The 19,574-nt window shown below is 70.3% G+C and carries 22 protein-coding genes and 2 pseudogenes; 12 read left to right on the top strand and 12 right to left on the bottom strand.

Going from position 1 to position 19,574, the window contains the following annotated elements:
• Positions 1-320, top strand: a 320-nt coding sequence (locus ACFW1I_RS33190) for a DUF1877 family protein (protein ID WP_384676936.1), incomplete at its 5' end; no start/stop codon positions are given.
• A 555-nt stretch (positions 321-875) separates the two neighbouring features.
• The gene (locus ACFW1I_RS33195; RefSeq protein ID WP_384676938.1) at positions 876-1,394 is read left to right on the top strand and encodes a GNAT family N-acetyltransferase; all 519 of its coding nucleotides are present in this window, start codon (positions 876-878) and stop codon (positions 1,392-1,394) included.
• 227 nt (positions 1,395-1,621) lie between these two features.
• Here the strand turns inward: ACFW1I_RS33195 and ACFW1I_RS33200 are convergent, their stop codons facing one another.
• Entirely contained in the window at positions 1,622-2,401 is a 780-nt protein-coding gene (locus ACFW1I_RS33200; RefSeq protein ID WP_384676940.1) for a helix-turn-helix domain-containing protein, read from the bottom strand.
• Between the two features lie 86 nt (positions 2,402-2,487).
• Between ACFW1I_RS33200 and ACFW1I_RS33205 the strand changes: the two genes are divergently transcribed.
• Positions 2,488-3,447, top strand: coding sequence for an LLM class flavin-dependent oxidoreductase (locus ACFW1I_RS33205; RefSeq protein ID WP_384676942.1), 960 nt, complete (start codon positions 2,488-2,490; stop codon positions 3,445-3,447).
• A 319-nt stretch (positions 3,448-3,766) separates the two neighbouring features.
• Here ACFW1I_RS33205 and ACFW1I_RS33210 read toward each other — a convergent pair whose 3' ends face one another.
• Positions 3,767-4,381: a TIGR03086 family metal-binding protein gene (locus tag ACFW1I_RS33210; protein WP_384676944.1), complete on the bottom strand. Its 615-nt coding sequence runs from the start codon at positions 4,379-4,381 to the stop codon at positions 3,767-3,769.
• Positions 4,382-4,442: 61 nt separating this feature from the next.
• Between ACFW1I_RS33210 and ACFW1I_RS33215 the strand changes: the two genes are divergently transcribed.
• Entirely contained in the window at positions 4,443-5,399 is a 957-nt protein-coding gene (locus tag ACFW1I_RS33215) for a helix-turn-helix transcriptional regulator (protein WP_384676946.1), read from the top strand.
• Between the two features lie 474 nt (positions 5,400-5,873).
• Here the strand turns inward: ACFW1I_RS33215 and ACFW1I_RS33220 are convergent, their stop codons facing one another.
• The 3 genes from ACFW1I_RS33220 to ACFW1I_RS33230 all read right to left on the bottom strand — a co-directional run bounded on the left by ACFW1I_RS33220 (position 5,874) and on the right by ACFW1I_RS33230 (position 9,564).
• Positions 5,874-7,211, bottom strand: a complete 1,338-nt coding sequence (locus tag ACFW1I_RS33220; RefSeq protein ID WP_384676948.1) for a TerD family protein — start codon at positions 7,209-7,211, stop codon at positions 5,874-5,876.
• Positions 7,212-7,951: 740 nt separating this feature from the next.
• The gene (locus ACFW1I_RS33225) at positions 7,952-8,938 is read right to left on the bottom strand and encodes a CU044_5270 family protein (protein ID WP_384676950.1); all 987 of its coding nucleotides are present in this window, start codon (positions 8,936-8,938) and stop codon (positions 7,952-7,954) included.
• On the bottom strand, positions 8,935-9,564 hold the full coding sequence (locus tag ACFW1I_RS33230; RefSeq protein ID WP_384676952.1) for an RNA polymerase sigma factor: 630 nt from the start codon (positions 9,562-9,564) through the stop codon (positions 8,935-8,937). Before ACFW1I_RS33230 ends, ACFW1I_RS33225 begins: the two co-directional genes overlap by 4 nt.
• Before the next feature lie 706 nt (positions 9,565-10,270).
• On the opposite strand from ACFW1I_RS33230, the gene ACFW1I_RS33235 reads away from it, so the two are divergent.
• A complete protein-coding gene (locus ACFW1I_RS33235; protein ID WP_384676954.1) occupies positions 10,271-10,585 on the top strand; it encodes a hypothetical protein in 315 nt (104 codons plus the stop codon).
• Between the two features lie 229 nt (positions 10,586-10,814).
• On the opposite strand, the gene ACFW1I_RS33240 is transcribed toward ACFW1I_RS33235, so the two are convergent.
• From ACFW1I_RS33240 to ACFW1I_RS33260, 5 genes are read right to left on the bottom strand one after another with little or no spacing between them, the layout of a single operon-like run.
• On the bottom strand, positions 10,815-10,937 hold the full coding sequence (locus tag ACFW1I_RS33240) for a hypothetical protein (protein WP_384676956.1): 123 nt from the start codon (positions 10,935-10,937) through the stop codon (positions 10,815-10,817).
• Positions 10,938-10,954: 17 nt separating this feature from the next.
• Entirely contained in the window at positions 10,955-11,089 is a 135-nt protein-coding gene (locus ACFW1I_RS33245) for a hypothetical protein (RefSeq protein ID WP_384676958.1), read from the bottom strand.
• Between the two features lie 13 nt (positions 11,090-11,102).
• On the bottom strand, positions 11,103-11,237 hold the full coding sequence (locus tag ACFW1I_RS33250; protein ID WP_384676960.1) for a hypothetical protein: 135 nt from the start codon (positions 11,235-11,237) through the stop codon (positions 11,103-11,105).
• 14 nt (positions 11,238-11,251) lie between these two features.
• Entirely contained in the window at positions 11,252-11,395 is a 144-nt protein-coding gene (locus tag ACFW1I_RS33255; protein WP_384676962.1) for a hypothetical protein, read from the bottom strand.
• A gap of 30 nt (positions 11,396-11,425) precedes the next feature.
• The gene (locus tag ACFW1I_RS33260; RefSeq protein ID WP_384676964.1) at positions 11,426-11,863 is read right to left on the bottom strand and encodes a peptidoglycan-binding protein; all 438 of its coding nucleotides are present in this window, start codon (positions 11,861-11,863) and stop codon (positions 11,426-11,428) included.
• A gap of 424 nt (positions 11,864-12,287) precedes the next feature.
• Between ACFW1I_RS33260 and ACFW1I_RS33265 the strand changes: the two are divergent.
• From ACFW1I_RS33265 to ACFW1I_RS33285, 5 genes and pseudogenes are all read left to right on the top strand, one after another.
• A pseudogene (locus tag ACFW1I_RS33265) lies at positions 12,288-12,386 on the top strand (hypothetical protein); the annotation flags it as partial.
• A 102-nt stretch (positions 12,387-12,488) separates the two neighbouring features.
• Positions 12,489-12,647 carry a hypothetical protein gene (locus tag ACFW1I_RS33270; RefSeq protein WP_384676966.1) on the top strand — a complete coding sequence of 53 codons (159 nt, stop codon included), beginning with the start codon at positions 12,489-12,491 and terminating at the stop codon, positions 12,645-12,647.
• Between the two features lie 232 nt (positions 12,648-12,879).
• Positions 12,880-13,596 (top strand): hypothetical protein, encoded by a 717-nt coding sequence (locus ACFW1I_RS33275; protein ID WP_384676968.1) that lies wholly within the window; start codon positions 12,880-12,882, stop codon positions 13,594-13,596.
• A gap of 40 nt (positions 13,597-13,636) precedes the next feature.
• Positions 13,637-14,206, top strand: a complete 570-nt coding sequence (locus ACFW1I_RS33280; RefSeq protein ID WP_384676970.1) for a hypothetical protein — start codon at positions 13,637-13,639, stop codon at positions 14,204-14,206.
• A 45-nt stretch (positions 14,207-14,251) separates the two neighbouring features.
• Positions 14,252-15,081, top strand: a pseudogene (locus tag ACFW1I_RS33285) (IS5 family transposase).
• 84 nt (positions 15,082-15,165) lie between these two features.
• Here ACFW1I_RS33285 and ACFW1I_RS33290 read toward each other — a convergent pair.
• Positions 15,166-16,050 (bottom strand): NAD(P)-dependent oxidoreductase, encoded by an 885-nt coding sequence (locus ACFW1I_RS33290; protein WP_384676972.1) that lies wholly within the window; start codon positions 16,048-16,050, stop codon positions 15,166-15,168.
• Between the two features lie 128 nt (positions 16,051-16,178).
• On the opposite strand from ACFW1I_RS33290, the gene ACFW1I_RS33295 reads away from it, so the two are divergent.
• Complete coding sequence (locus tag ACFW1I_RS33295) at positions 16,179-17,252, top strand: GlxA family transcriptional regulator (RefSeq protein ID WP_384676974.1); 1,074 nt, start codon at positions 16,179-16,181, stop codon at positions 17,250-17,252.
• An 83-nt stretch (positions 17,253-17,335) separates the two neighbouring features.
• Here the strand turns inward: ACFW1I_RS33295 and ACFW1I_RS33300 are convergent, their stop codons facing one another.
• Entirely contained in the window at positions 17,336-17,671 is a 336-nt protein-coding gene (locus ACFW1I_RS33300; RefSeq protein WP_384676976.1) for a hypothetical protein, read from the bottom strand.
• Between the two features lie 1,327 nt (positions 17,672-18,998).
• Here ACFW1I_RS33300 and ACFW1I_RS33305 point away from each other — a divergent pair.
• Complete coding sequence (locus ACFW1I_RS33305) at positions 18,999-19,355, top strand: hypothetical protein (protein ID WP_384676978.1); 357 nt, start codon at positions 18,999-19,001, stop codon at positions 19,353-19,355.
• The last annotated feature ends 219 nt before the right edge of the window (positions 19,356-19,574 follow it).

Genomic DNA, 19,574 nt, shown 5'->3' on the forward strand with positions numbered 1-19,574 from the left:
CAGCCCCAACGAATACGAACGCCGACACCACGCGGCTAAGCTCACACTCGCCGCGTGATCACCGAAGCGTGTCCACCATCACGGGGGAAGGCCCGACTGCCGACCGTGTAGGGCTGGCCGCCGACACACTGGCGCAGATGACGTATGACCAGCTGATCCACGGCATCGATCACTCCGAACTCGCCGTCGCTGAGATCTACCCACAGATCTGGGACTCGCCGACGTCGCTGGACTGGGCCCGAGACCTGTTCACCCCGCTGACGGAGTTCTTCCAAGCCGCGGCCTCGGATGGCCACGCCATGGTCATCTGGCTCGACTGAGGGCCCGTCCCGCCGGTCTGGACGTTGACCGGCAAGCTTGCCAGCGCTTCGACACAGGGCTCGGAAGCCTTCCGTAGCCCGCGCCCAGGTGGCGGCAACTGGCGAAATCGCCCGCGCGGCAACCGTTTCAGTAAGTCGGTCCGGGCCCTGACGTCCCCGACCGGCTTCCGTCCGATCAGTGGGCCCGTACCGCCGCCGGCCTGACGGCCGCGAGAGAGGGGACCGCTGCTCCGACACGCCTCGGCCCGTGCCGCGTACCGGCAGACGTCCGGCGCGCCGCGTCTTCCAGCTTCCCTCCTGCGCGCCGAGGATCCCACCCGCGGGAAAGGTGCCTGGTCGCGGGTCACACGCGACATTGGCAGCCTTGCCGGCACCGACCTGGGCCAGATCACCCGGAGTGTGAGTACAGGCTCGGCCAGATCCTGTACCGCCCGGACCTGGCCGACGGCTGTCTCCGGCACCCGCCTCGGGTGCACGGCCGACCATCGTTCAGTCGCTTCACGCCACCAGGAATGCCATGGCAGGGGCCAGCCCTTCGTCGTAGGGTCAGCCGATATGGCCGCTAGTCACCACGACAAGCACGTGTGTCCCACACTTGAAACCGGCGTCTCTCAACTGACGTTGTGTGCCCTCACCGCTGAGCGAGCCGCCGAATATTACGCACTCATCGACCGAAATCGTGAACATCTCACCCAGCACGGCGACTACCAGACGCTGGCCGCCTCGGACTACAAGACAGCACATGCCGAGCTGCTCAACGACCCCAGCCCGTCCCTCCGCCGCGGCATCCTCCTTCACGGCGCCCTCATCGGACGCGTTGACCTTGTTGCCGTCAACCCACCCAAGTACGGCCTCGGATACTGGCTCGACCACGAGGCAACAGGACATGGGTACGCCACTGCAGCCTGCCGCGCGCTGATCGAGTACGGAGCCGCTGTGCTGGGTGCCACCGACGTCTTCGCGGGCGTCACCCACGGAAACTGCAAGAGCAGCACCGTGCTGACCCGGCTCGGCTTCGAGGTCGCCGAGGTCTTCGAGACCTACACCCGATACCACCGAGCCCTCAGTTCCTGACCCTGGGCATGTCCCGCGTAACGGCATGCTCGGACCGAGTCCTGCCCGGGGTCTCCCAGACGAGCCGCGCCCGCCCGTCGTCCGCCGTCCCCGGGCCCCGGTGTCGACGCCGCCCCCGTGTCCCCGGCCAGGACGCCGTCGCCGGTACGACGCACCCCGTGACCGCGGCGACCGCCGATCTCCGCATGACCCGCACCGCCCCCCGTGGTTCTGTTCGGCCTAGGAGGTCACTCCCGCCGCTCTGCTTCCCCGTCCGCCCGCGCCCGAGTCACCGCTGCCGCTGCCAGGAGCGCGTCGGCCGTCGCCGGGTCGGCCGGGAGGAAGGCTTCGAGCTTCAGCTCGGAGAGGGTCACGTCGACGGCGGTGGCGAAGCTCGTGACGGTCGTCATGAGGCGGAGTTCGCCGTACGGGGAGCGCAGGCGCAGCGGCACCGCGAACCCGAGGGCCGCCCCGGACGGGTCCGGGGCGGGGACGTATCCGGCGAGTTCGTCGCGGAGTTCCGCCAGGTGGCCGAGGCGGGCCAGGACGTGGCGGGCCCACTCGGCGAGGTTGAGGACGCGGGGCGCGATGCCCCGGGGGTGCAGGGCAAGTCGGTAGACGTTCGCGCCCGGGCCGAGGAGTTCGGGGGCGGCGCCCTCGGCGAGCAGGTCGAAAGCGGTGTTGGCGGCGATCAGGCCGCCTCCGCCGTCGACGACCAACGCCGGGTAGGGAAGGTGCCCGCGGAGGATGTGGTCGAGGGCCGTACGGACGGGGGCCAGCGCCGGTCCGTGGAGCGGGGTCTCAGGGTGGGCGGGGGCGTAACCGGCGTGCAGCAGCAGCTCGTTGCGCTCTCGGAGAGGCAGGTCCATCGAGTCGGCCAGGCGCATGACCATGTTCCGGCCGGGTGAGGACCTGCCGGACTCGATGAAGCTGAGGTGGCGCTGGGTGGTGCCCGCCCGCAGCGCGAGGTCGAGCTGGCTGAGGCGGCGGCGGGTGCGGTGCTCGCGGAGGGCGCGGGGGAAGTCCACGGTCCTGTTGTAACGGTGGGCGGGCCTCCGGACCATTCCCCCGAGGGAATTGAGCCGGACCGTCGCCACCGCCGACGATCCCCGGCATGGACATCGGTGTACTGCTTCCTACCGGATCCGCCCAGTGGGGACCGGCCGACGACCCCCGGGACCTGGTCGCCTTCGGGCGCCGGGCCGAACGGGCGGGCTTCTCCTCCCTCTTCGTCAACGACACCCTGATCGGCCCGCGCATCGAGGCGCTGACCATGCTGGCCGCGCTAGCCCCCGCGACGCAGGCCGTGACGCTGGGGACGGCAGCGCTGCTACCGCACCTGCGCCGGCCGGTGCAGGCCGCGCAGTCCCTCGCCTCGGTCGACCTGCTGTCCGGCGGCCGGCTCGTCGTGACGGTCGGCGCCGGTTTCCCCGGCCGCTTCGGCCGGCCCCTCTACGCGCTGTCCGAGCTGCCGTGGGCGGGGCGCTTCGCGCGCCTGGACGAGACCGTCGCCCTGTGGCGGGCGGTGTGGGACGGCGCGGCCTCCTTCCACGGCGCGTTCCTGCGGTTCGACGGCATCCCGGCCGTGACGAGGCCTTACCGGGCGGGCGGGCCGCCCGTCTGGCTCGGCGGGGCCACTCCCGCAGCCCTGGCCAGGACCGGCCGCTCGTACGACGGCTGGCTGCCCTATCCGCCCGACCCCGGCGACTACGCGTGCGGGCTCCGCGCGGTCCGGGCGGCGGCGGCCGGTGCCGGACGCGCCGTCGGAGACGTCACGCCCGCGCTGTTCGTCTCGGTGCGCGTCGACGACGACCCCGAGCGCGGCCGGCGCGCGCTGGACGCCTACGCGCGGGCCACGTACGGCATGCCGCTGGAGGAGCTGGAGAAGGTCCAGGCCGTCGTCACGGGCTCCGCCGAGCAGGTGCTCGAGCGGCTGACGCGGTACGCGGCCGCCGGCGCCCAGCACGTCGTCGTCCGCCTCGGCGCCTTGGACCTGCACGCCCAGCACGAACAACTCGACCGGGTCGCCGACCTGCTCCCCGCGCTCCGGGGCGAATTTCTGGTGAGGCCCTAACCAGGGTGGCGCGCCCCGCACCGGAGCAGTTGCCGAGATGCTGCGCGAGGCCCTGGGACCGTCGCGTCCAGGGCCTCGCGCGGTGCGGCTCAACGGCCGGATGCCGGCATCACGCCCGCCCATTCCATGCCCAGCGCGGCGAGGGCGGCGCGCTGCTCCGCGGTGAGCCTGTCCTGTCGGCTCTTGGTGTGTTCGAGAGCCACACGCCCAGCTTCACCGGCACTGGCTGGCTCAGCCTCTCCGTTGCCCGTGATCTCCACGACCGTGGTGCGCGGCCCGGGCCGCTGTCCCGGGCCGCCCTCCCCGTTCCGGATGCTGCCTACGGCTTGCGTCCGCACCACGCCACGAGGCGGTCGATGGCCGGCGCGTCGGCGTCGACGTCCACCGCGGGCCCGAACGGCGCACCGTCACGCGGCCCGGCGGGCAGCCCGCGCTCCATGGCGGCGTGCGAGATCGCCACGAGTTCGGGGTCCCAGTCCGGGAACTGCCCGGTCGCGGTGGCCATGTCCCAGGTGTGCACGGTGAATTCCGAGGTCCAGACGGCTGCGGCGGCAGCACCCGGCAGGTTACCGAACGGCAGTGTCAGGATCCGGCCCAGGATCGCGGGATCCGCCCACGCCGCCTCGACCTCACGCACCGCGGCGTCCCAGGCCTCTTGCCATGCGGTGTCCGCGAGGTCGTCGACGACCGTCGGGAGAGTCGTCACGTCGCCACCGCGCCCGGCGAGGGCGATCCGGCGCAGCACGGCGACGAGGTGCCCGGTCAGCCGCCGGACGGTGAACTCGGTGCAGGGCGTGGGCCCGTCGAACTGCTCGGGCCGGACTGCGGCGACGGTGCTTCCGGCCAGCGCGATTGCCTTCAGCAGGCTCTGACGAGGGTCGTCGGTGGCGTGAGGGGTGACGGTGGACCGCGGGGTGTTCTCCATGTGTGTCATGACTTCATCCTGGAAGCCGAACAGGTCATCTCCTGGCCTCTTTCCGGAAGAGGATGCCGCCATGAGAGCTGATCGCCTGGTGGCAACCCTGCTGTTCCTCCAGTCACGCACCCGTGTGACCGTGGCCGAGGTCGCCGCCGAACTCGAAGTGTCGCCGCGGACCGCACGCCGCGATCTGGAGGCCCTGTCCATCGCCGGCATCCCCGTCTACTCGCAGCGCGGCCGAGGCGGCGGCTGGTCGCTGGTCGGCGGCGCCCGTACGGACCTCACCGGGCTGACCGCCGAGGAGATCAGGGCGCTGTTCCTGCTCGCGGGCCCTTCGTCAACGACGCCCGAACTCCGTACGGCATTGCGCAAGCTGGTACGTGCGCTGCCCGCACCCCTGCGTGCGGGCGCCGAGGCCGCTTCGCGAGCCGGCCTCACCGACGCCACGAACTGGTCACGCGCCGAGGTGACGGCCACCGGGCCGCACCTCGACGCGCTCCGGCGGGCCGTGGTGGACGGGATCCAGGTGCGGCTTGGGTACGCAGGGCCCGGCAAGCCCGCGGGCGTGCGAACCGTCCATCCGCTCGGGCTCGTGACCAAGGCCGGTCACGACTACCTCGTCGCCGAGACGGAGCGGGGCCTGCGGACCTTCCGGCTCAGCCGGGTCACCTCGGTCCAGGCAACCGGCGAGCCCGTCGTACGGCCGCCCGACTTCGATCTGCCCACGGTCTGGCGTTCGTTCGCCGCGCGCTTGGAGGAGCGGCTGTACGCGGCGACGGTGCGGGCCCGGGCCGAGCCGGGTGCCATGGCGATTCTGGAGCGGCTGTTCGACGGGCGCCTGCACGTCGGTCCGATGCTCCCCGACGGGTGGACGGAGATACGGGTCGACGGGCCGACCCCGGAGGTCGTCGCGACACAGCTGGCCGGGCTGGGGGCACGCATCGAGGTGCTGGATCCGCCGGAGGCAAGGGACCGGCTCGCACGTCTGGCGGTCGAGCTGGCCGGTGTGTACGGGCCGCCAGGCTCCTCCTGAGCAATGGGCCAGGACCAGCAGCGCCCGGCGGCCCGGCGTGATGCGGCGCCACCGAGTTCCGATCTCGCGACCGTGGGTGGCTGGGCGCCGGGCGATCGGTCGGGTCAGGGATCTGGTGCGGCCGGCGGTGCGCTGGTGGAGGGAGGGGGGCGTGGCGTGGGAGGGTGCCGGGTGTGTGGTGTTGGAGGTCGAGGTTGCTTTCGCTGTCGGTGATGTCGACGCCGGGGTGATACCACCACAGTCGCCATGCTCGTGGCGTACTCGCCGCCACGCTCACCATGGGTCCTGCCTCTGTGGGGGAGTGGCATGCTGGGTGTTTTGGCCCCGCCAGTGCTCCCCGTAGACGCGGGGACGCCTTCCACCGAGTGGACCAGGCCGTCGCCACCATGCACAACCTCGTCGGACGCGGTGGCGGAACAACGGTCGAACCCCACTTCTGCCTGCCGAAGCCGGACCTTTTGCAAGACGCTTTGGCTAGGAGGTGGGCAGAACCTCCAGGGACCAGGCGCCTTCGGCGTCCGTGAGCCGCACCAGTACGGGGCCTTCCGGCAGCCGCAGCCGGTATTCCGGCTGCTTGTACGACTCGCTGACGAGCACGTCGGCGTCCCAGATGCCACGGGACCGGGGTGCGTTGCACTCCACCTGGAAGTAGGGGAGCTCGTGTTCCGGGCGCAGTCGGGCGCGCAGCTCGGCGGCGGGCCCCGTGTGAAGCAGCACGTCCCGTCCCCGGCCCGTTGCCCCGCGGCCGAGTTCCTCGATCACGCTCACCGGTCGGAACGTGATCTTCCATGCCCGGTCCGTGGCGTGGACCCGCAGTCGGATCGGGCCGCTGCCGTCGTGCCGTCTCAGGGTCCGGCCCCGGAAGTCCTTCAGTCTCGTGTGGGCGAGCAGGTCGAGGCCGGGCCTGTCGTCCACGGACTCCACCATGAAGGAGCCGTCGCCCGACCGTTCCGTGTCGACCACGTAGAAACCGGTCGGCAGGGGCTCGTCGACGGCGAACTCCTGCGAACCGCTGCCCTCCAGGACGAACTCCGGGAAGTCCTCGCCGAAGAGTCCGGCGGCGGAGGACGGCTCCCCGAACGGGCGGGCGGAGGGATCCGCCTTGGTCAGGCGGAACGGCTCGGCCGGCGTGGGGGCGGGCGCTTCGGGAGCGGGGCCGGCCGGGACGGACACGTCGGATGCCAGAGCCGGGGCAGGGCTGTGCGCCGAGCCGGCGGCCGGCGACGGGACGAGTCGGCCGGGCAGCGGGGCAGGCCGCGAGGCCGAGGCCCCGGAGGCGGAGACCTTGGCGACGCCGGCGATAAGCACGGGCCCAGCACCAGGTCCAGGATCGGACCCGGGGCCCGGATCGCGGGCTCCCTCCAGCGCCTCGCCCGCGATGCCGTGGTCCTCCGCGAGCCCGGTGAGCCCGGAGTCGTACCCCTGCCCCACCGCGCGGAACCGCCACGCGTCGCCGCGCCGGTAGAACTCGCCGAGGACGAACGCCTTCTCGGTCGTCGCGCCCTCGACCACGTACAGGGCCAGCAGCTCCCCCGTACCGGCGCCGACCGTCCGGACGAGCAGTCCGGGCACCTGTCCGAACGTCCCCTCGCCGCTGGAGGCGGTGATCACGATCCGCTGGACGCCGGGATCGACACGCGCGGTGTCGATCTCCAGCCAGTCGGCGACACTCCCGTCCTCACCCGCCACCTGCCCGAGGAAACGCACCGCGCCAGAGGTGTGCGCTCGCCTCTGACGGACGACCAGGTCGCCGTCGCCCCCGACCCGGCCCGTCGCGTCCACGAGCAGCGCGGCGACCTCGACCTCCGGCACTCCGCTGCCGGCCGCCCCCCCGGGCGACCGCGACCTTCCAAACCTGCCCGGGTACCGGCAGGTTTTCCCCCTTGATGATCTGCGTCACCGCGTCATGCTGACACGTGCTCCAGGCCAAGTCGACCTGGGCGTCGGGCAGACTGCGGGTCACAAGGCCTGCTGCGTCTGCGGGGGAGGTGCCCTGTGCCAGAGGCTCCGCTGGTTCCCGTTCGTGTGGGGAAAGTGAGTCAGATCCGGCTCTCGTGATTTGAGTCGGTATCTGGCCGGTCGGGCCCGCCCGCTCCTTGTAGCTCGACGTGGTCGGGGAGGCCTTCGCCTCGGACTTCTGGACGGGCCCCGATCGTGTCGGCTCGGGGCGTGGCGAGATTCTGGTGTGTGCTGGCTGTTCAGGACGCCCGGTCTGCATCCTCCCAGTGCCGGCCTCCGCGTCGGACGGCATGGCGGCCTCGTCCGCCTGCCTGGTCGGCCGTGTCGTAGCAGAAGACCTCGCGGGTCGGGATGTCGGAACGTGCCTGAGCGCCCTGCAGGAGGCGGTGACGACCGGCACGAGAGCCTGTGCGATACGCATGTTGTTGCTCCTGTGGTGTGGTTCGCGACTAGACACAGGAAGCTGACAGTGCGTTCACGGTCGATCACTTGTGCGTGATCTACCACGGCGATTCTTCGACTCTCTTACTTTGAATGTTTGATCTCGTGTGGCCGTCAGCTTGGGTGTAGTTGGCCCTATCCCTCCTGGCTTCTCACGGAGTCTGGCCGGCGTCGTCGACGATGCCGCTGGCCACGATTGCTACGGAGGACACGACTGTGCCCGCCTTGCCCCAGGCGCTGTCCGCGAGCAGTACGGTCCGCTCGCCCAGGAGGCGGGACGTGTTCTCGTCGAGGATCCATTCCTTGCGCTCGCCGGCGTGGGTGCGGGCGACGGCGACTCCGCGTCGTCCTGCGGCATCGACGGCGTCGGGCGCGACTTCGACGCCGGGGATGAGAGCGGCGGCCCGGTAGAGGGCAGCGGTGAGTTCGGGACTGGTGGCACCGCTGCGGAGCAGGTCGCCGATGGCGACGAAGGTCTGCTGATCTGGTCCCGTCGTGGAGTCCGAACCGGCGCCGTGGTTCTTCTCGGCATCGTCGCGGATCATCCTCAGCAGGGCTTGGGAGTCGGTCGGCAGGGTGGCCAGCAGACGGTAGGTCGGTGAGTTGAGGTTCCCCCCGCCCTCGGAGCCCGGCAGCAAGGTGTCCCTGCCCTCCTTGCGCTGCAGTGTGTTCTCGCTGCCGTCCACTGACGTCCACCGCTCGAGATTCTCGCTCTCCCGCAGGAGATCCATCTGCCCGTTCTGGTTCTCGGACAGCGCTGACGTGTGGCCGACCGTCTTCACGTACACGTACTGCCCGGCGCGCGCTTCCTTCTGAGGCATCGTGTTGGCGGCCAGGGCAGCCCTCTCGAGCAGTTGGACGGATGCCGCGGTCGCCGGGGATACCTGTACTCCACCCGGAGTGCCAGAGCTGATGCCGAGAACGACGACGGCGGCGGCACCAGCGGCCACAGCGGTTCCCAGCATCAGGACCATCCACCCACGAAGCCGCGGGGCGGGGCGGCGGGACCGAGCCCGGTCCTGGCGGTCGATCTCGCTCAGGAGATGCCGGCGGCGGGCCTCCATCCGACCGGTCGGGAGTTCCGGGATGGACGGCGCCGGCAGCGCCTCCTGTGCCTGCTCACGCTGCTCCGCGTTCATCGAGTCCCCCTCCTGTGGGAAGCGCGGGATGGGGCCACCCCGCTATCTGGTACGTGTCCGCTGCGGCGCTGCGGTTCCGTACTTTGTGCGACGACTGCCAGTTCCTCCTCGACGAGTCCGTACAGCTTTCCCCTGGCCCTGGAAAGCCTCGACCGTACGGTGCCGACCGGAACCCCCAGCGCTTCGGCGGCGGCTGCGTACCCGAGGTCGGACCAGACGACCAGGGTGAACACCTCGCGTTCGGTCCGCTTCAGGCGCCGCAGCGCCCGGGATACGGCGGCCAGGCGCTGGCCGTCAGCTATCTGCCTGACGACTTCGTCGGAGAAGTCGGGCAGTGGCTCCGGGGGAGGCAGCCGGGACATCGCTTCCCGGTGCCTGCGGGCTGCCCGGGCGGTGTTGCGCATCACGTTGCTCGCGATGCCCAGCAGCCAGCCGCGGACGCTGCTGACTTCCCGTGCCAGTTTGTGTCGTAATCGCCATGCCTCGAGGAAGGTGAGGGACATGACGTCCTCGGCGGCGATCCGGTCGCCTGTCGTCCGGACGGCATGGGCGTAGACGATTCGTGCGTGCTCGTCAAAGATCTCGGCGAACGCGGCCCGGTCTCCGGACCGGATCCGTTCATTCAAGGGGGACTCCACAGCGACAAGTGTCCGCACACCCGCATCGGTTCCACTTACGGCACCGGAAAGTGATCACGATCACGTGTTCTGGTGCGGCTAGTGTTCGAATGCAGTCGTCGAGGGCTTGGCCGATCGGCGCCTGGATTCGCGGACCCGCGGTCTGCTGCGCTTGAACCAAGGCTGGCCGCACGGCTGCTGTACGGCCAAGCAGAGGAGCGGGGGCTTGGCTCTGGCGCTGGTGGATGGAGGTGAGGGCCTGTGTGTTCGCTTGTCGGCGTGTCGACCATGCCGACGGTGGCTTACCACCGTGCTTACCAAAGTCTGCTTCCCGCCCGAGCGGGGATGGTCCCGAGCAGGAGTGGCGCGGCCTCAAGCGTTACGCCTGCTCCCGTACACGGGCCATGCAGGTTCCCTGCTCCCCGCGCGCGGGGCCCCTCGGACCCGCCGACGACCTCAAGTGGGTGTACCTGCTCCCTGCATGCGCGGTAATGGCCCCACCGCGTCGGAGATCGACGTCGCGCCTGAAGCTGCTCCCACTGCCAGCAGCCCGTCACCATCGGCGTCCTGCTCGCACACCGCAAGCCGCCCGGCCGTCGGTTCCCACCGGCCTTGCCGGTGTCGTCCCGCTCCGCATGACTCCGTGTGCACCGTCGACCGGTCGGCAGCGGCGAAATCCGGCTGCCGACGCAGGCCGTGATGGCAGAGTCTGCCCATGGTCTTCCTGCGTTGCGAGGCGGTCGGGTGGGTCGATGACGAGCCCCAGCCCGGCCTGGTCGAAGTCCGCTTCACCGACGCCCATAACCAGCAGTGGACCTTCATCGACAAGTGGCCCGTCTTCAGCGGTGAGGACCTGCACCCCGGCTCCAGCTATCCCGTCGAGGTGGGCATACTCTGCGACGTCCTGGCCGGCGGCAACAGCTCGGGCACGGCGGACACGGTCAAGATCTTGGTCGCTCCCTGGGGACTGGAGTCACTCGACGGACGCATTGAGTTCGAAGTGCGGGCTCATCAGTTGACGACCAGCTGAGGTCCACGATCACAGACCCGGCCACCTTGACGGTCGGCGGGGCCCGCGCATGCTTCTTGCTCCCCACCTTCCTCACACCGTTCAAGCAACAACAAAGTGAGGCGAAGAGCGACGCTGGTCGGTGACTGCCGATCAGGGGGGGGGCGGGGCCCGCCATACTCACGCGTCCGGCCCCTCTCCGCACTCTGACGGAGGGGGGCCGGGGAAGCGGCGGTACGGCTGGTGTTGCCTACTCGGGCACGATGGTGTGCGCGGAGACGTGCTGGGTGCCGCCGGTGATGCCCTCGGCGGCGGTCAGGCCGAGCGCGAGCAGCGACAGCACGCCGAGCGCGAGTGCGAACGTGCGGATCATGTCGGTTCCCCTTGGTGTTACGGAAGGTTGATGACGTTGCCGGCCTGGACGCTGGTGTCGGCGGCCGACACCAGCGTGACGGCCCCGGCGGCGAAGCCGAAGGCCGCCACGGCCGCGGCGACGGCGCACAGGAAACGGGTCTTGACGCTCATGGTTCCCCCTGCCCTACGGATGGTTGGTGACGGTGCCGGCCGTGACGGCGGTGTCGGAGTCCGACAGGAGTGTGGTGGCTCCGAGGGCGAGGCCGAAGGCGGCCACGGCCGTGGCGAGGAGCGCGGCGACGCGGGTCTTGATGCTCATCAGGGCTCCTGCGCTCACGGCAGGTTGACGACGTTGCCGGCCTGGACCGTGAACTGCGGGGCCTGCTCCCCGAACGAGGACGTGGTGCCGAGCGCCAGGAAGGCGGCGGCGAACGCCGTGGCGACGACCGCGACGATGCGCTTCTGGAAAGTGGTCATTGTGGTTCCCCTGTAGTGTGTGGGTCGTCGTCAGAGGCGCGCACACGTAGCGCCGATATTGGCGTACCAGCGCCAGGAGACGACGTTGCGGGTGTTCGGGCCGTAGATGCCGTCGGCCGAAAGGCCGTGCTGTGACTGAACGGTGCGTACGGCGGCTTCGGTCTTGGCGCCGTAGACGCCGTCGATGCCACCCGTGTCCAGGCCGTGGCAGATGGTCAGGGCCTGCTGGAGTTCGGTTACCGCCTCACTGCTCGCACCGCGGCTCATGACGCAGGAGGTCGATCCGCCGCTGGTAGCGGGCACGAAGGTCCAGTATCCGTTGCGCTCGGCACTTACCGAGCTGCCGCAGTAGCCGTCGGCAGCCGAGGCCGCGGGGGCAGCGGCGATCGTGCCGACGATCACGGCGGCGGCCGCGCCCACAGCGGAAAGGGTGCGCTTCACAGTGCTGTCAACTCCGTCGAGGTTCATGATGCTTCGTGTCAGTGCTTGCCGGCAGGCCAAGCGTTCCACTGCCGTGCAACGGATAGCCAACGGCTCGCTAACGGGCGACTCCTTCCGGCAGGCCGTCGCCGAGATGCCACGGCGCGATCGAAACGCCGCGTCCGACCGACCCCGCCCCCCTGACCCCCGACTGGATGCCATCGGTTCGGGAGGGGCGCGGCTGCACCGCTGGGACTGCGTCACCCTTTCCAACCCCAGAGAAGGGCCTGGAGGCGTTCGAAGCACAGGTGAATGAAGCCGCAGAATGCGGGGAGCCGCGTCACGTTTTTGGTCTCGGTTGCCTGCGCTGTTCACCGCGGAGGAGCTGCGCAGGAAGGGCAGCAAGAAGCGGAGCTGCGGCATCCGCGGGCCGGACCCGTTGTAACAGCGCGCCAGAGTCCGCAGCGGCGGCCTGGACGTCCTCGTCGTTGACTACGTCCAGCTCGTCGAGACCGAGCAGGCCCGCAACGCCACCCGCGAGCAGGCCGTCGGCGGCGTCTCACGTGGCCTGAAGAACCTCTCCGTCGCCTGGACTGCCACGTCATCGCGCTCTCCCAGCTCAACGACGACGGCCTCATGCGCGGTCCCGGGCCATCAAGAACGACGCATCGGTGTGTTCCGGGTCGAGCGCCTCGACCTCCACGAACCCGAGTCCCCCAGGGCGGGGGAGGTCGACGTCGTGATCGAGAGGAACAGGTTCGGGCTCCTGGCCACGGTCACTGCGGCCGCGCAGGTGCACCACGGCCGCTTCGTCGACATGGCCCAGCCCTGACACACGAGCAGGGCGCGGGGTGGTGCGGCCTCGGGCCTGGTGGTCGAGTCCCGCCGTACTCCAATCGGGGTGCCTCCGAAGGTCTGGCCGCGACCAATTCCGGCCCATCGCAGTTCTCCAGCTGGGGCAGCCGCCACCGCTGCCCCAGCTGCGCTGGCTCCGTACGGGCCGCTCGCACCCCTCGGGAGGACTCATGGGCCGGAAGCGGCCAAACAAGCCCCGCCGTACCAAGATGCCCCGCCAGCGCGGCTACACGCTGCGCCAGCTCCAGCCGCCCGGCGACTGCTACGACGAGTGGCTCAGCGTGCCAGCCAACATGCGGTTCGATGAGATCACGCACCCTGAGGTCGGGGAGCAGGAGATCGACTTCCTGCGCCGAGCCGCCCGGCTCGGACCGCTCTATGGAGACGAGGTGCCCATGGCCGCCCTCGTCCTCGACACGGTGATCGACACCGGGCACCTCCCCGTCTACCACGACGGAAACGAAGCCAGTCTCCTCCCGCTTCAGCAGATCGTCGGTACCGCCCCGGACCTCGACGATCAGGGTGTTCGCGAATCGATCCACCGACTCCACGCGGTGGGCGCCTTCCTCGTGGTCTCCGATCAGGAGAACGACATCGCCCTCGTCCGCTTCGTGTCGAGGAAGCCGGACCACCCGGGGGAGCAGTGGGGCTTCATGGACGACAAGTCCGTGCTGACAGCTACCACCTGCATGCCCCACGGCATCGAGAAGCTTCCCGCCGATGTCGCCGCCGCTGTCATGTTCCTCCGGATCGGCAGGTCCCAACTCCAAGAGATGAAGCCGGAAGACCTCCTCGGCAACCACGGCGTGGACTCCCTCGAACAGGCCCAAGACCTCTGGGACAAGGCCCACACCTCCGGGTACGTCGACTACAAGGGCTGCGACGCCTGCCCGACCGGACACCTCTGCACCCGCGAGGACCGGTAAGCCATGCTTCTGTAGCCGCGGACGTCTTCCAGGAGGCGTCATGACCGACACCACGACCAGCCTTCCGCTTATCACCGGCCCCGTCCTGCAGCACATCGAGGCCGTCCTCCGGCGGGACCTCGCCGAGACGCAGGCCCGGCAAGAGGAGATCGACCGTCTGGAGAAGGCCGGGCACGGCATCGTGAGCGGCGGGCAGATCGGCTGGCAGCCGGACGTACAGGCCACCTGGAACATCACCGACTGGCGAACCGGCGAGGTCATCGCTGTTGGCGTCGGCGGGTACGAGTCCTACACCGCCGCAGGACAGCGCCTCGACCCCGATGGGAAGTGGATCCACATCGACAGTGTCGAGGCCGGCAACAGTCTCGACGTGGACCACGGCGACATTCCCGAGAGCCTGGCAAGCGCGCTGCTGGACTGGCTCGGCGGGGTCTACACGTCCCACGAGGACGTGGCGGTAGTGGTCGGCTGGAGTGCCGAGGAAGTCGCCCGGCACCGACGAGGAAGTCTGAGCAGCAGCACATCGACAGGGGAGGGGTGGCGGCCTCGGCCCTGGCAGCTGATCGAGACCGCCACCCCCACGGGTTCAGCCTCCCGGATCCACCGCTGACTAGGCGGTGTCTTCAAATGATCTTGGGTGGTGGATCATGGTGGCGTGATACGTCGTCATGAGCTGACCGATGCCGAGTGGGAGTTCGTCCGGCCGCTGCTGCCCGAGTCGTTGGGGGGCGGAGCGGCCGGATGACCGCCGGATTCTGAACGGAATCGTGTGGAAGTTCCGGACTGGGACGGCATGGCGGGACGTGCCCGGGCGTTACGGCGCCGTGGGCCACGCTCCACACCCGTTTCCGCAGGTGGGCGGCGGACGGCACGTTCGACCGGATGCTGCGGGCCGCGCAGGCGAAGGCGGACGTGGCAGGCGACATCGAGTGGCTGGTGTCGGTCGACTCCACGGTCGTCCGCGCCCATCAGCACGCGGCGGGGCTCGAAAAGGGGCTCCGCGACCCGGCCCTCGGCCGGTCCCGAGGCGGTCCGACCAGCAAGATCCATCTGGCCTGTGACGGGCGGGGCCGTCCGCTCGGCTTCGTTGTCACGGGCGGCAACACCAACGACTGCACCCGGTTCACCGCCGTGATGGAGGCGGTCCGGGTGCCCCGGATCGGACCCGGTCGGCCCCGGGTCCGGCCCGATCGCGTCCTGGGCGACAAGGGCTACAGCTCGAAGGCGATCCGCGCCTGGCTCCGCCGCAAGGGCATCGCCCACGCGCTTCCCGAGCGGGCCGACCAGGTCCGCAACCGGGCCCGGCGAGGCAGCCGAGGAGGCCGCCCGCCGGCCTTCGACCGCGAGACCTGCAAGCACCGCAACGTCGTCGAACGCCGCTTCAACCGCCTGAAGCAGTGGCGCGGCATCGCCACCCGCTGCGACAAGACCGCCGGGTCCTACGAAGCCGCCGTCACCCTCGCGTCACTCCTGATGTGGGCGTGACATTTGACGACAGAACGTAGGGCGTGGTGGCAGTGGGAGCCGCCGGGTTCGGTGCGGGGTGAGGGGCGGCTGCCGGTGTCGCGGTCATGTGCGGTCCGCCGGGTTCTTCAGGACCTCGATCACGCTGGCGTAGCTGTCGGAGCCGTGGCCCGCGGCCTTGGCCCGTTCCATGGCGGACTTGAGGAGTTCGGGCAGGGCGTTGTCGATGCCGCGGGCGGCCGCGGCGTGGAGGAGGTGGTCGATTGTCGCGAGCTGGACGTCGATAGTGGCGTCGTCGCCCGGGTAGTGGCCGGCGTCCACCTGGGGCGCGTAGGTGGCCAGGAAGCCGGACACGGCGGTGAGCCAGCGGATCGCGACAGGGGTGAAGGACGTGGCTGGTGTCTTCTCTGCGCCGACCAGCGCGGTCCCGTGCAGCCAGCCGGTCATGGTGGACCACATCAGGCCGAGCAGCGCGGCGTCGTAGAGCGAGGCCAGGCCTGGGTCGGCGCCCAGGTACAGCGGGTCGCCCAGCGACCCGAGCGTCGGACGATGCGCTTCGAAGGCGGCGCCGGAGCCGCTGTACAGGAACATCATCTCGGGGCTGCCGACCCCGGGCGGGGTGGTCATGATCGCGCCGTCGAGGTAGTCGGCGCCGTGCGACCGGGCCCACGCGGCTGCCTCGTCGGCCTGCTCGGGGGAACCGGAGGAGAGGTTGACGAGAACCTTGCCCGCGAGGGAGCCGGCGACGGGGTCGAGGACGGCGTGCAGCACCTCGTAGTCCAGTACGCAGGCGATGATCAGAGGACTCGCCGCGATCGCCTCCTCGGGCGTCGCGGCCAGGCGGGCGCCCCGGTCGGCGAGCGGCCGGGCCTTGTCCGCCGAGCGGTTCCACACGGTGGTCCCGTGCCCCCGCTTCAGCAGGGTGGTGGTCAGTGCCGACCCCATCGAGCCCAGTCCGATCACGGTCACTGCCGGGTGGTCAGAACGCATGCGAAGTCTCCTTGCTCGTCCGCTCTGTGGCGGCCGGTCATGTGAGCTCCAAGATCGCAGCGCACGGTGGCCGTCGACAGTGACACTGTTGACGGTGTCCACCAAATTCCCGCCGTACCCTACGAGGCATGAATCCTGGCTCCGTCGCCCTGGTCGTGACCGACGACATCGGGTTTCCCTCGTGGGACCTTTACGAACTGAGCATCCCCTGTACGGTCTTCGGCAAGCCGCAGCCCGACCTGGCCGACCCCTGGTACGACCTGCGGCTGTGCAATACGGGGCAGGGCGGGCAGGACAACTCTCCGGCCGAGACCGGTCTGTCACTGCGGACGCGCCACGGGCTCGACGACCTCGTCGACGCCGACACCGTCATCGTCCCCTCGGTGCCCGACCCCTGCGTCGACGAGGGCCGGCCGCTGCCGCCGGAACTCATCACTGCCTTGCGCCGCGCCCACGACGCGGGTGCCCGCATGGTCTCCCTGTGCACAGGCGCCTTCGCGCTCGCCGAGGCGGGCCTGCTCGACGGACGCCGCGCCACCGCCCACTGGATGCACACCGCCCAGCTCGCCGAGCGCTACCCGAAGGTGGAAGTCGACGACTCGGTGCTGTACGTGGACGACGGCGACGTCCTCACCAGCGCAGGGCTCACCGCAGGACTCGACCTCTGCCTCCACCTGGTACGCCGTGATCTCGGCGCGCACATCGCAAACCAACTGGCCCGCCGGATGGTGGTCCCCGCTCACCGGCCGGGCGGCCAGGCGCAGTTCATCGACCTGTCCGTGCCCACCGCCGACGACAGGAGCCTGGGGCCGGTACTGGACTGGGCCCGTGCCCACCTGGACCGCCCCCTGACGGTCGAGGACCTGGCACGGCGTGCCGCGATGAGCACGCGGACCCTCCACCGGCGACTCCGAGAGGCCACCGGGACGACACCGCTGCAGTGGCTCCTCAACCAGCGCCTGGCACGGGCCCAGAGCCTGTTGGAATCGACAGATCTGCCCATCGAGAAGGTCGGCGAGCTGAGCGGCCTCGGCACGGCGAACAACCTCCGCTACCACTTCCTCAAGCAGGTCGGCGTCTCCCCGAGCGACTACCGACGGGCCTTCCCCCGGACGATGCCTGAGCCATCTCCCACCCTGCCTGAGATGCGGCCCGGCGAGAGCCGACAGCGGACGACCGCAGCGCACCCGATGCCCCGGTAACGCCAGGAACCCCGAGGCCAGAAGCGCCACGACGAAAGCGAGCGGGCGACCTCGCGTGTCACAGGCCAGATCGATTTTGTCGGTCAGCCCGCCGCCCCGACCATCACCTGGGGATCGCGCTGCGCCACCACCGGGCCGTGCGCCGTCGCGCAGGAGCTCCAGCAGGAGCCCGCCGAGCGCGGCGGCCAGGAAGGAGTGCTCGCATGGCTCCCCGCCGCCGTCGTCCGCAGCGGTGATGGGGATGATGACGCGGGCGGCGACGTCCAAGAGCAGCCGGTGTAGTTCCGGGCCGTGTGGTCGGCGACCTGGCAGGCGGTGTCGATGTCGTCGGCCTGCATCGCCCGGATGTAGGCGAAGGCGGCGGCGACGTCGCCCGGCTCCATCGGGGCGAGCGGCGCGGTGACGGTGTTCTCAGGCATGGGTGCTCCTTGACGTACGGGCCGCCCCGCTGATCGCGGCGGCCTCGAAGACACCCTCGAACCGCGGGCCTGCGGACAGAGCCCGGCCGCCAGAGGGGAGAACTTTCCCCTCCGGGACTGATCACGATGTGGTCACGGCGGAGAGGTTCTCCGAGGCCGGCGTCACACGGAACCCGACAACCGCACCTGTAGAAGGTGAATGGCGGGACAGGCCCGCCCCTCCTTCAGGAGCGTCCTGTGGCGAGCACCGCAGACGAGCCGGCGCAGCCCCTTGACCCGGCCGGACAGACCCCCCACCGTGGACCCCTCCATCATCCCCGCCCCGCCGTCAGAAGCCGGGCCTTTCCGCAGGTCAGGCCCGACGGACAGGGGGTCGCCGCAGCACAGACATCCCTCATGCAGATGTAGCAAGGCGTCCGCAGCACCGGAAGAACTCCACCGGGCCCCGACGCCAGGAACTCCTGCAGGCGCTGGGAATCTTCCAGAGGACTACGCCCGACCAGCTCTGGAATCTGACCCGTCCCGGCAACCAGCACGACAAGCTCGTACGCGACAACCTCCCGGACCTGGAGGACCACCACCTGGTGCGGATCGAGACGGTACGGAAAGACCAGCGGCAGGTGTGGGTGCTGACCAAGCGCGGACACGACGAGGCCAAACAGCTGCTGGAGCCGAAGGGGTCTCGGCGCTGCGCGCGAAGAAGTACCCCCCAGTCACCCGGAAGCTGCTGGGCACCGGCTATGACGACCACGCCGCGGCGGTCACCTCGACGGCCGCCGAACTCCACCGCGCAGGCATCGGCCACCGGCTCGGCCTCCAGACGGAGATCGGGCACCGGCTCGCCGACGGGTACGTGCAGCGGGCGGACCTGGTGATGCGGGCGCCGCAGGCCGGTGTGCCCGTGCTCCTGGTGGAGATCGACCGCCGCTCCGAGGACGCGCACGACCTGGTCGTCAAGCTGCGCCGGTACGGGGGCAGTGGGGCCGACTGCTGGCGGAGGACGCGGACAAGTTCACCGTGGACCTGTTCCGCTCCCGGCCGGACGCGATCGAGCACGTCGACCACGACAAGCAGCCGTGGCGCCGCGTCTACCCGCCGACCGACCGCGAGGGCCTGGCCCCGGTGGCGTTCGTGTGCGCCGACACCACCGAGACCAAGGTCGCCAGCTCGGTCGCCGAGCTGGAGGAGGCCGGTCGCCGCTACTGGGCGCCGCGCCGGTACAACTCCCTCTACGAGAAGGCCCTCACCGCGCGGGACTACCGCCAGGCGGTCCCCGTCGTCGTCACCCCCCCTGGAACAGCTGACGGAGCACGGCACCGATGCGGCAGTGTGGCGACACCTGGGACGCAGCCAGGGGCAGACGCTGACAGACGCGCTCGACAACCCCGACGGCTCCACCCTCTACCGCGCCCAGCAGGCCCGCGCGGACGCGGAGGAGCAGCGGCGCCGTGCCGCTGAGCGGGAGGCGCAGCGCCTGGTGTGTACGCGGTGCGGGCGGAAGTTCAGCGACGAGCGCTGGGAGGGGATCACCGTGCAGGGGACCGCCGTCCGGGCCGGGGACAGAACGGTGTGCGGCCCGTGTCGCGCCGACGACGTCGCCCGCGAGGAAGCCGTCGCCGAGCCGCTCGCCTCGCGGCTGCCGCCCCGTCCCGCCGTCCCCGGCGAGGCGGGACGGCGCCGATGAGCCGTGGTTCGGTTTTGGTGGGACGGCCTGCTTCGCCAGCGCGGCGGAATGAACCGTTCTGGCTTTTCTGCCGCCTCGTTGTGAGGTAGCAGAGAGGATGGGACACGTGCCCAAGAGGATCGACTCAACGCTTCGTAGCCAGGCTGTGCGGCTTGTGATGGAGCATCGCGCGGAGTACTCCTCCGAGCGTGCCGTGCATGTTCAGGTCGCCGAATCGCT

Origin of the sequence: Streptomyces sp. NPDC058955 (genome assembly GCF_042741435.1) — a bacterium.
Classification (GTDB): Bacteria; Actinomycetota; Actinomycetes; order Streptomycetales; family Streptomycetaceae; genus Streptomyces.

Excerpts from the sequence above, each read along its gene's own strand:
- ACFW1I_RS33295 (WP_384676974.1), top strand. The coding sequence starts at position 16,179 with ATGAATCCTGGCTCCGTCGCCCTGGTCGTGACCGACGACATCGGGTTT.
- ACFW1I_RS33290 (WP_384676972.1), bottom strand. The coding sequence starts at position 16,050 with ATGCGTTCTGACCACCCGGCAGTGACCGTGATCGGACTGGGCTCGATG.
- ACFW1I_RS33240 (WP_384676956.1), bottom strand. The coding sequence starts at position 10,937 with ATGATCCGCACGTTCGCACTCGCGCTCGGCGTGCTGTCGCTGCTCGCG.
- ACFW1I_RS33205 (WP_384676942.1), top strand. The coding sequence starts at position 2,488 with ATGGACATCGGTGTACTGCTTCCTACCGGATCCGCCCAGTGGGGACCG.
- ACFW1I_RS33255 (WP_384676962.1), bottom strand. The coding sequence starts at position 11,395 with ATGACCACTTTCCAGAAGCGCATCGTCGCGGTCGTCGCCACGGCGTTC.
- ACFW1I_RS33275 (WP_384676968.1), top strand. The coding sequence starts at position 12,880 with ATGCCCCGCCAGCGCGGCTACACGCTGCGCCAGCTCCAGCCGCCCGGC.
- ACFW1I_RS33260 (WP_384676964.1), bottom strand. The coding sequence starts at position 11,863 with ATGAACCTCGACGGAGTTGACAGCACTGTGAAGCGCACCCTTTCCGCT.
- ACFW1I_RS33245 (WP_384676958.1), bottom strand. The coding sequence starts at position 11,089 with ATGAGCGTCAAGACCCGTTTCCTGTGCGCCGTCGCCGCGGCCGTGGCG.
- ACFW1I_RS33195 (WP_384676938.1), top strand. The coding sequence starts at position 876 with ATGGCCGCTAGTCACCACGACAAGCACGTGTGTCCCACACTTGAAACC.
- ACFW1I_RS33210 (WP_384676944.1), bottom strand. The coding sequence starts at position 4,381 with ATGACACACATGGAGAACACCCCGCGGTCCACCGTCACCCCTCACGCC.
- ACFW1I_RS33250 (WP_384676960.1), bottom strand. The coding sequence starts at position 11,237 with ATGAGCATCAAGACCCGCGTCGCCGCGCTCCTCGCCACGGCCGTGGCC.
- ACFW1I_RS33280 (WP_384676970.1), top strand. The coding sequence starts at position 13,637 with ATGACCGACACCACGACCAGCCTTCCGCTTATCACCGGCCCCGTCCTG.
- ACFW1I_RS33215 (WP_384676946.1), top strand. The coding sequence starts at position 4,443 with ATGAGAGCTGATCGCCTGGTGGCAACCCTGCTGTTCCTCCAGTCACGC.
- ACFW1I_RS33300 (WP_384676976.1), bottom strand. The coding sequence starts at position 17,671 with ATGCCTGAGAACACCGTCACCGCGCCGCTCGCCCCGATGGAGCCGGGC.
- ACFW1I_RS33225 (WP_384676950.1), bottom strand. The coding sequence starts at position 8,938 with ATGAACGCGGAGCAGCGTGAGCAGGCACAGGAGGCGCTGCCGGCGCCG.
- ACFW1I_RS33235 (WP_384676954.1), top strand. The coding sequence starts at position 10,271 with ATGGTCTTCCTGCGTTGCGAGGCGGTCGGGTGGGTCGATGACGAGCCC.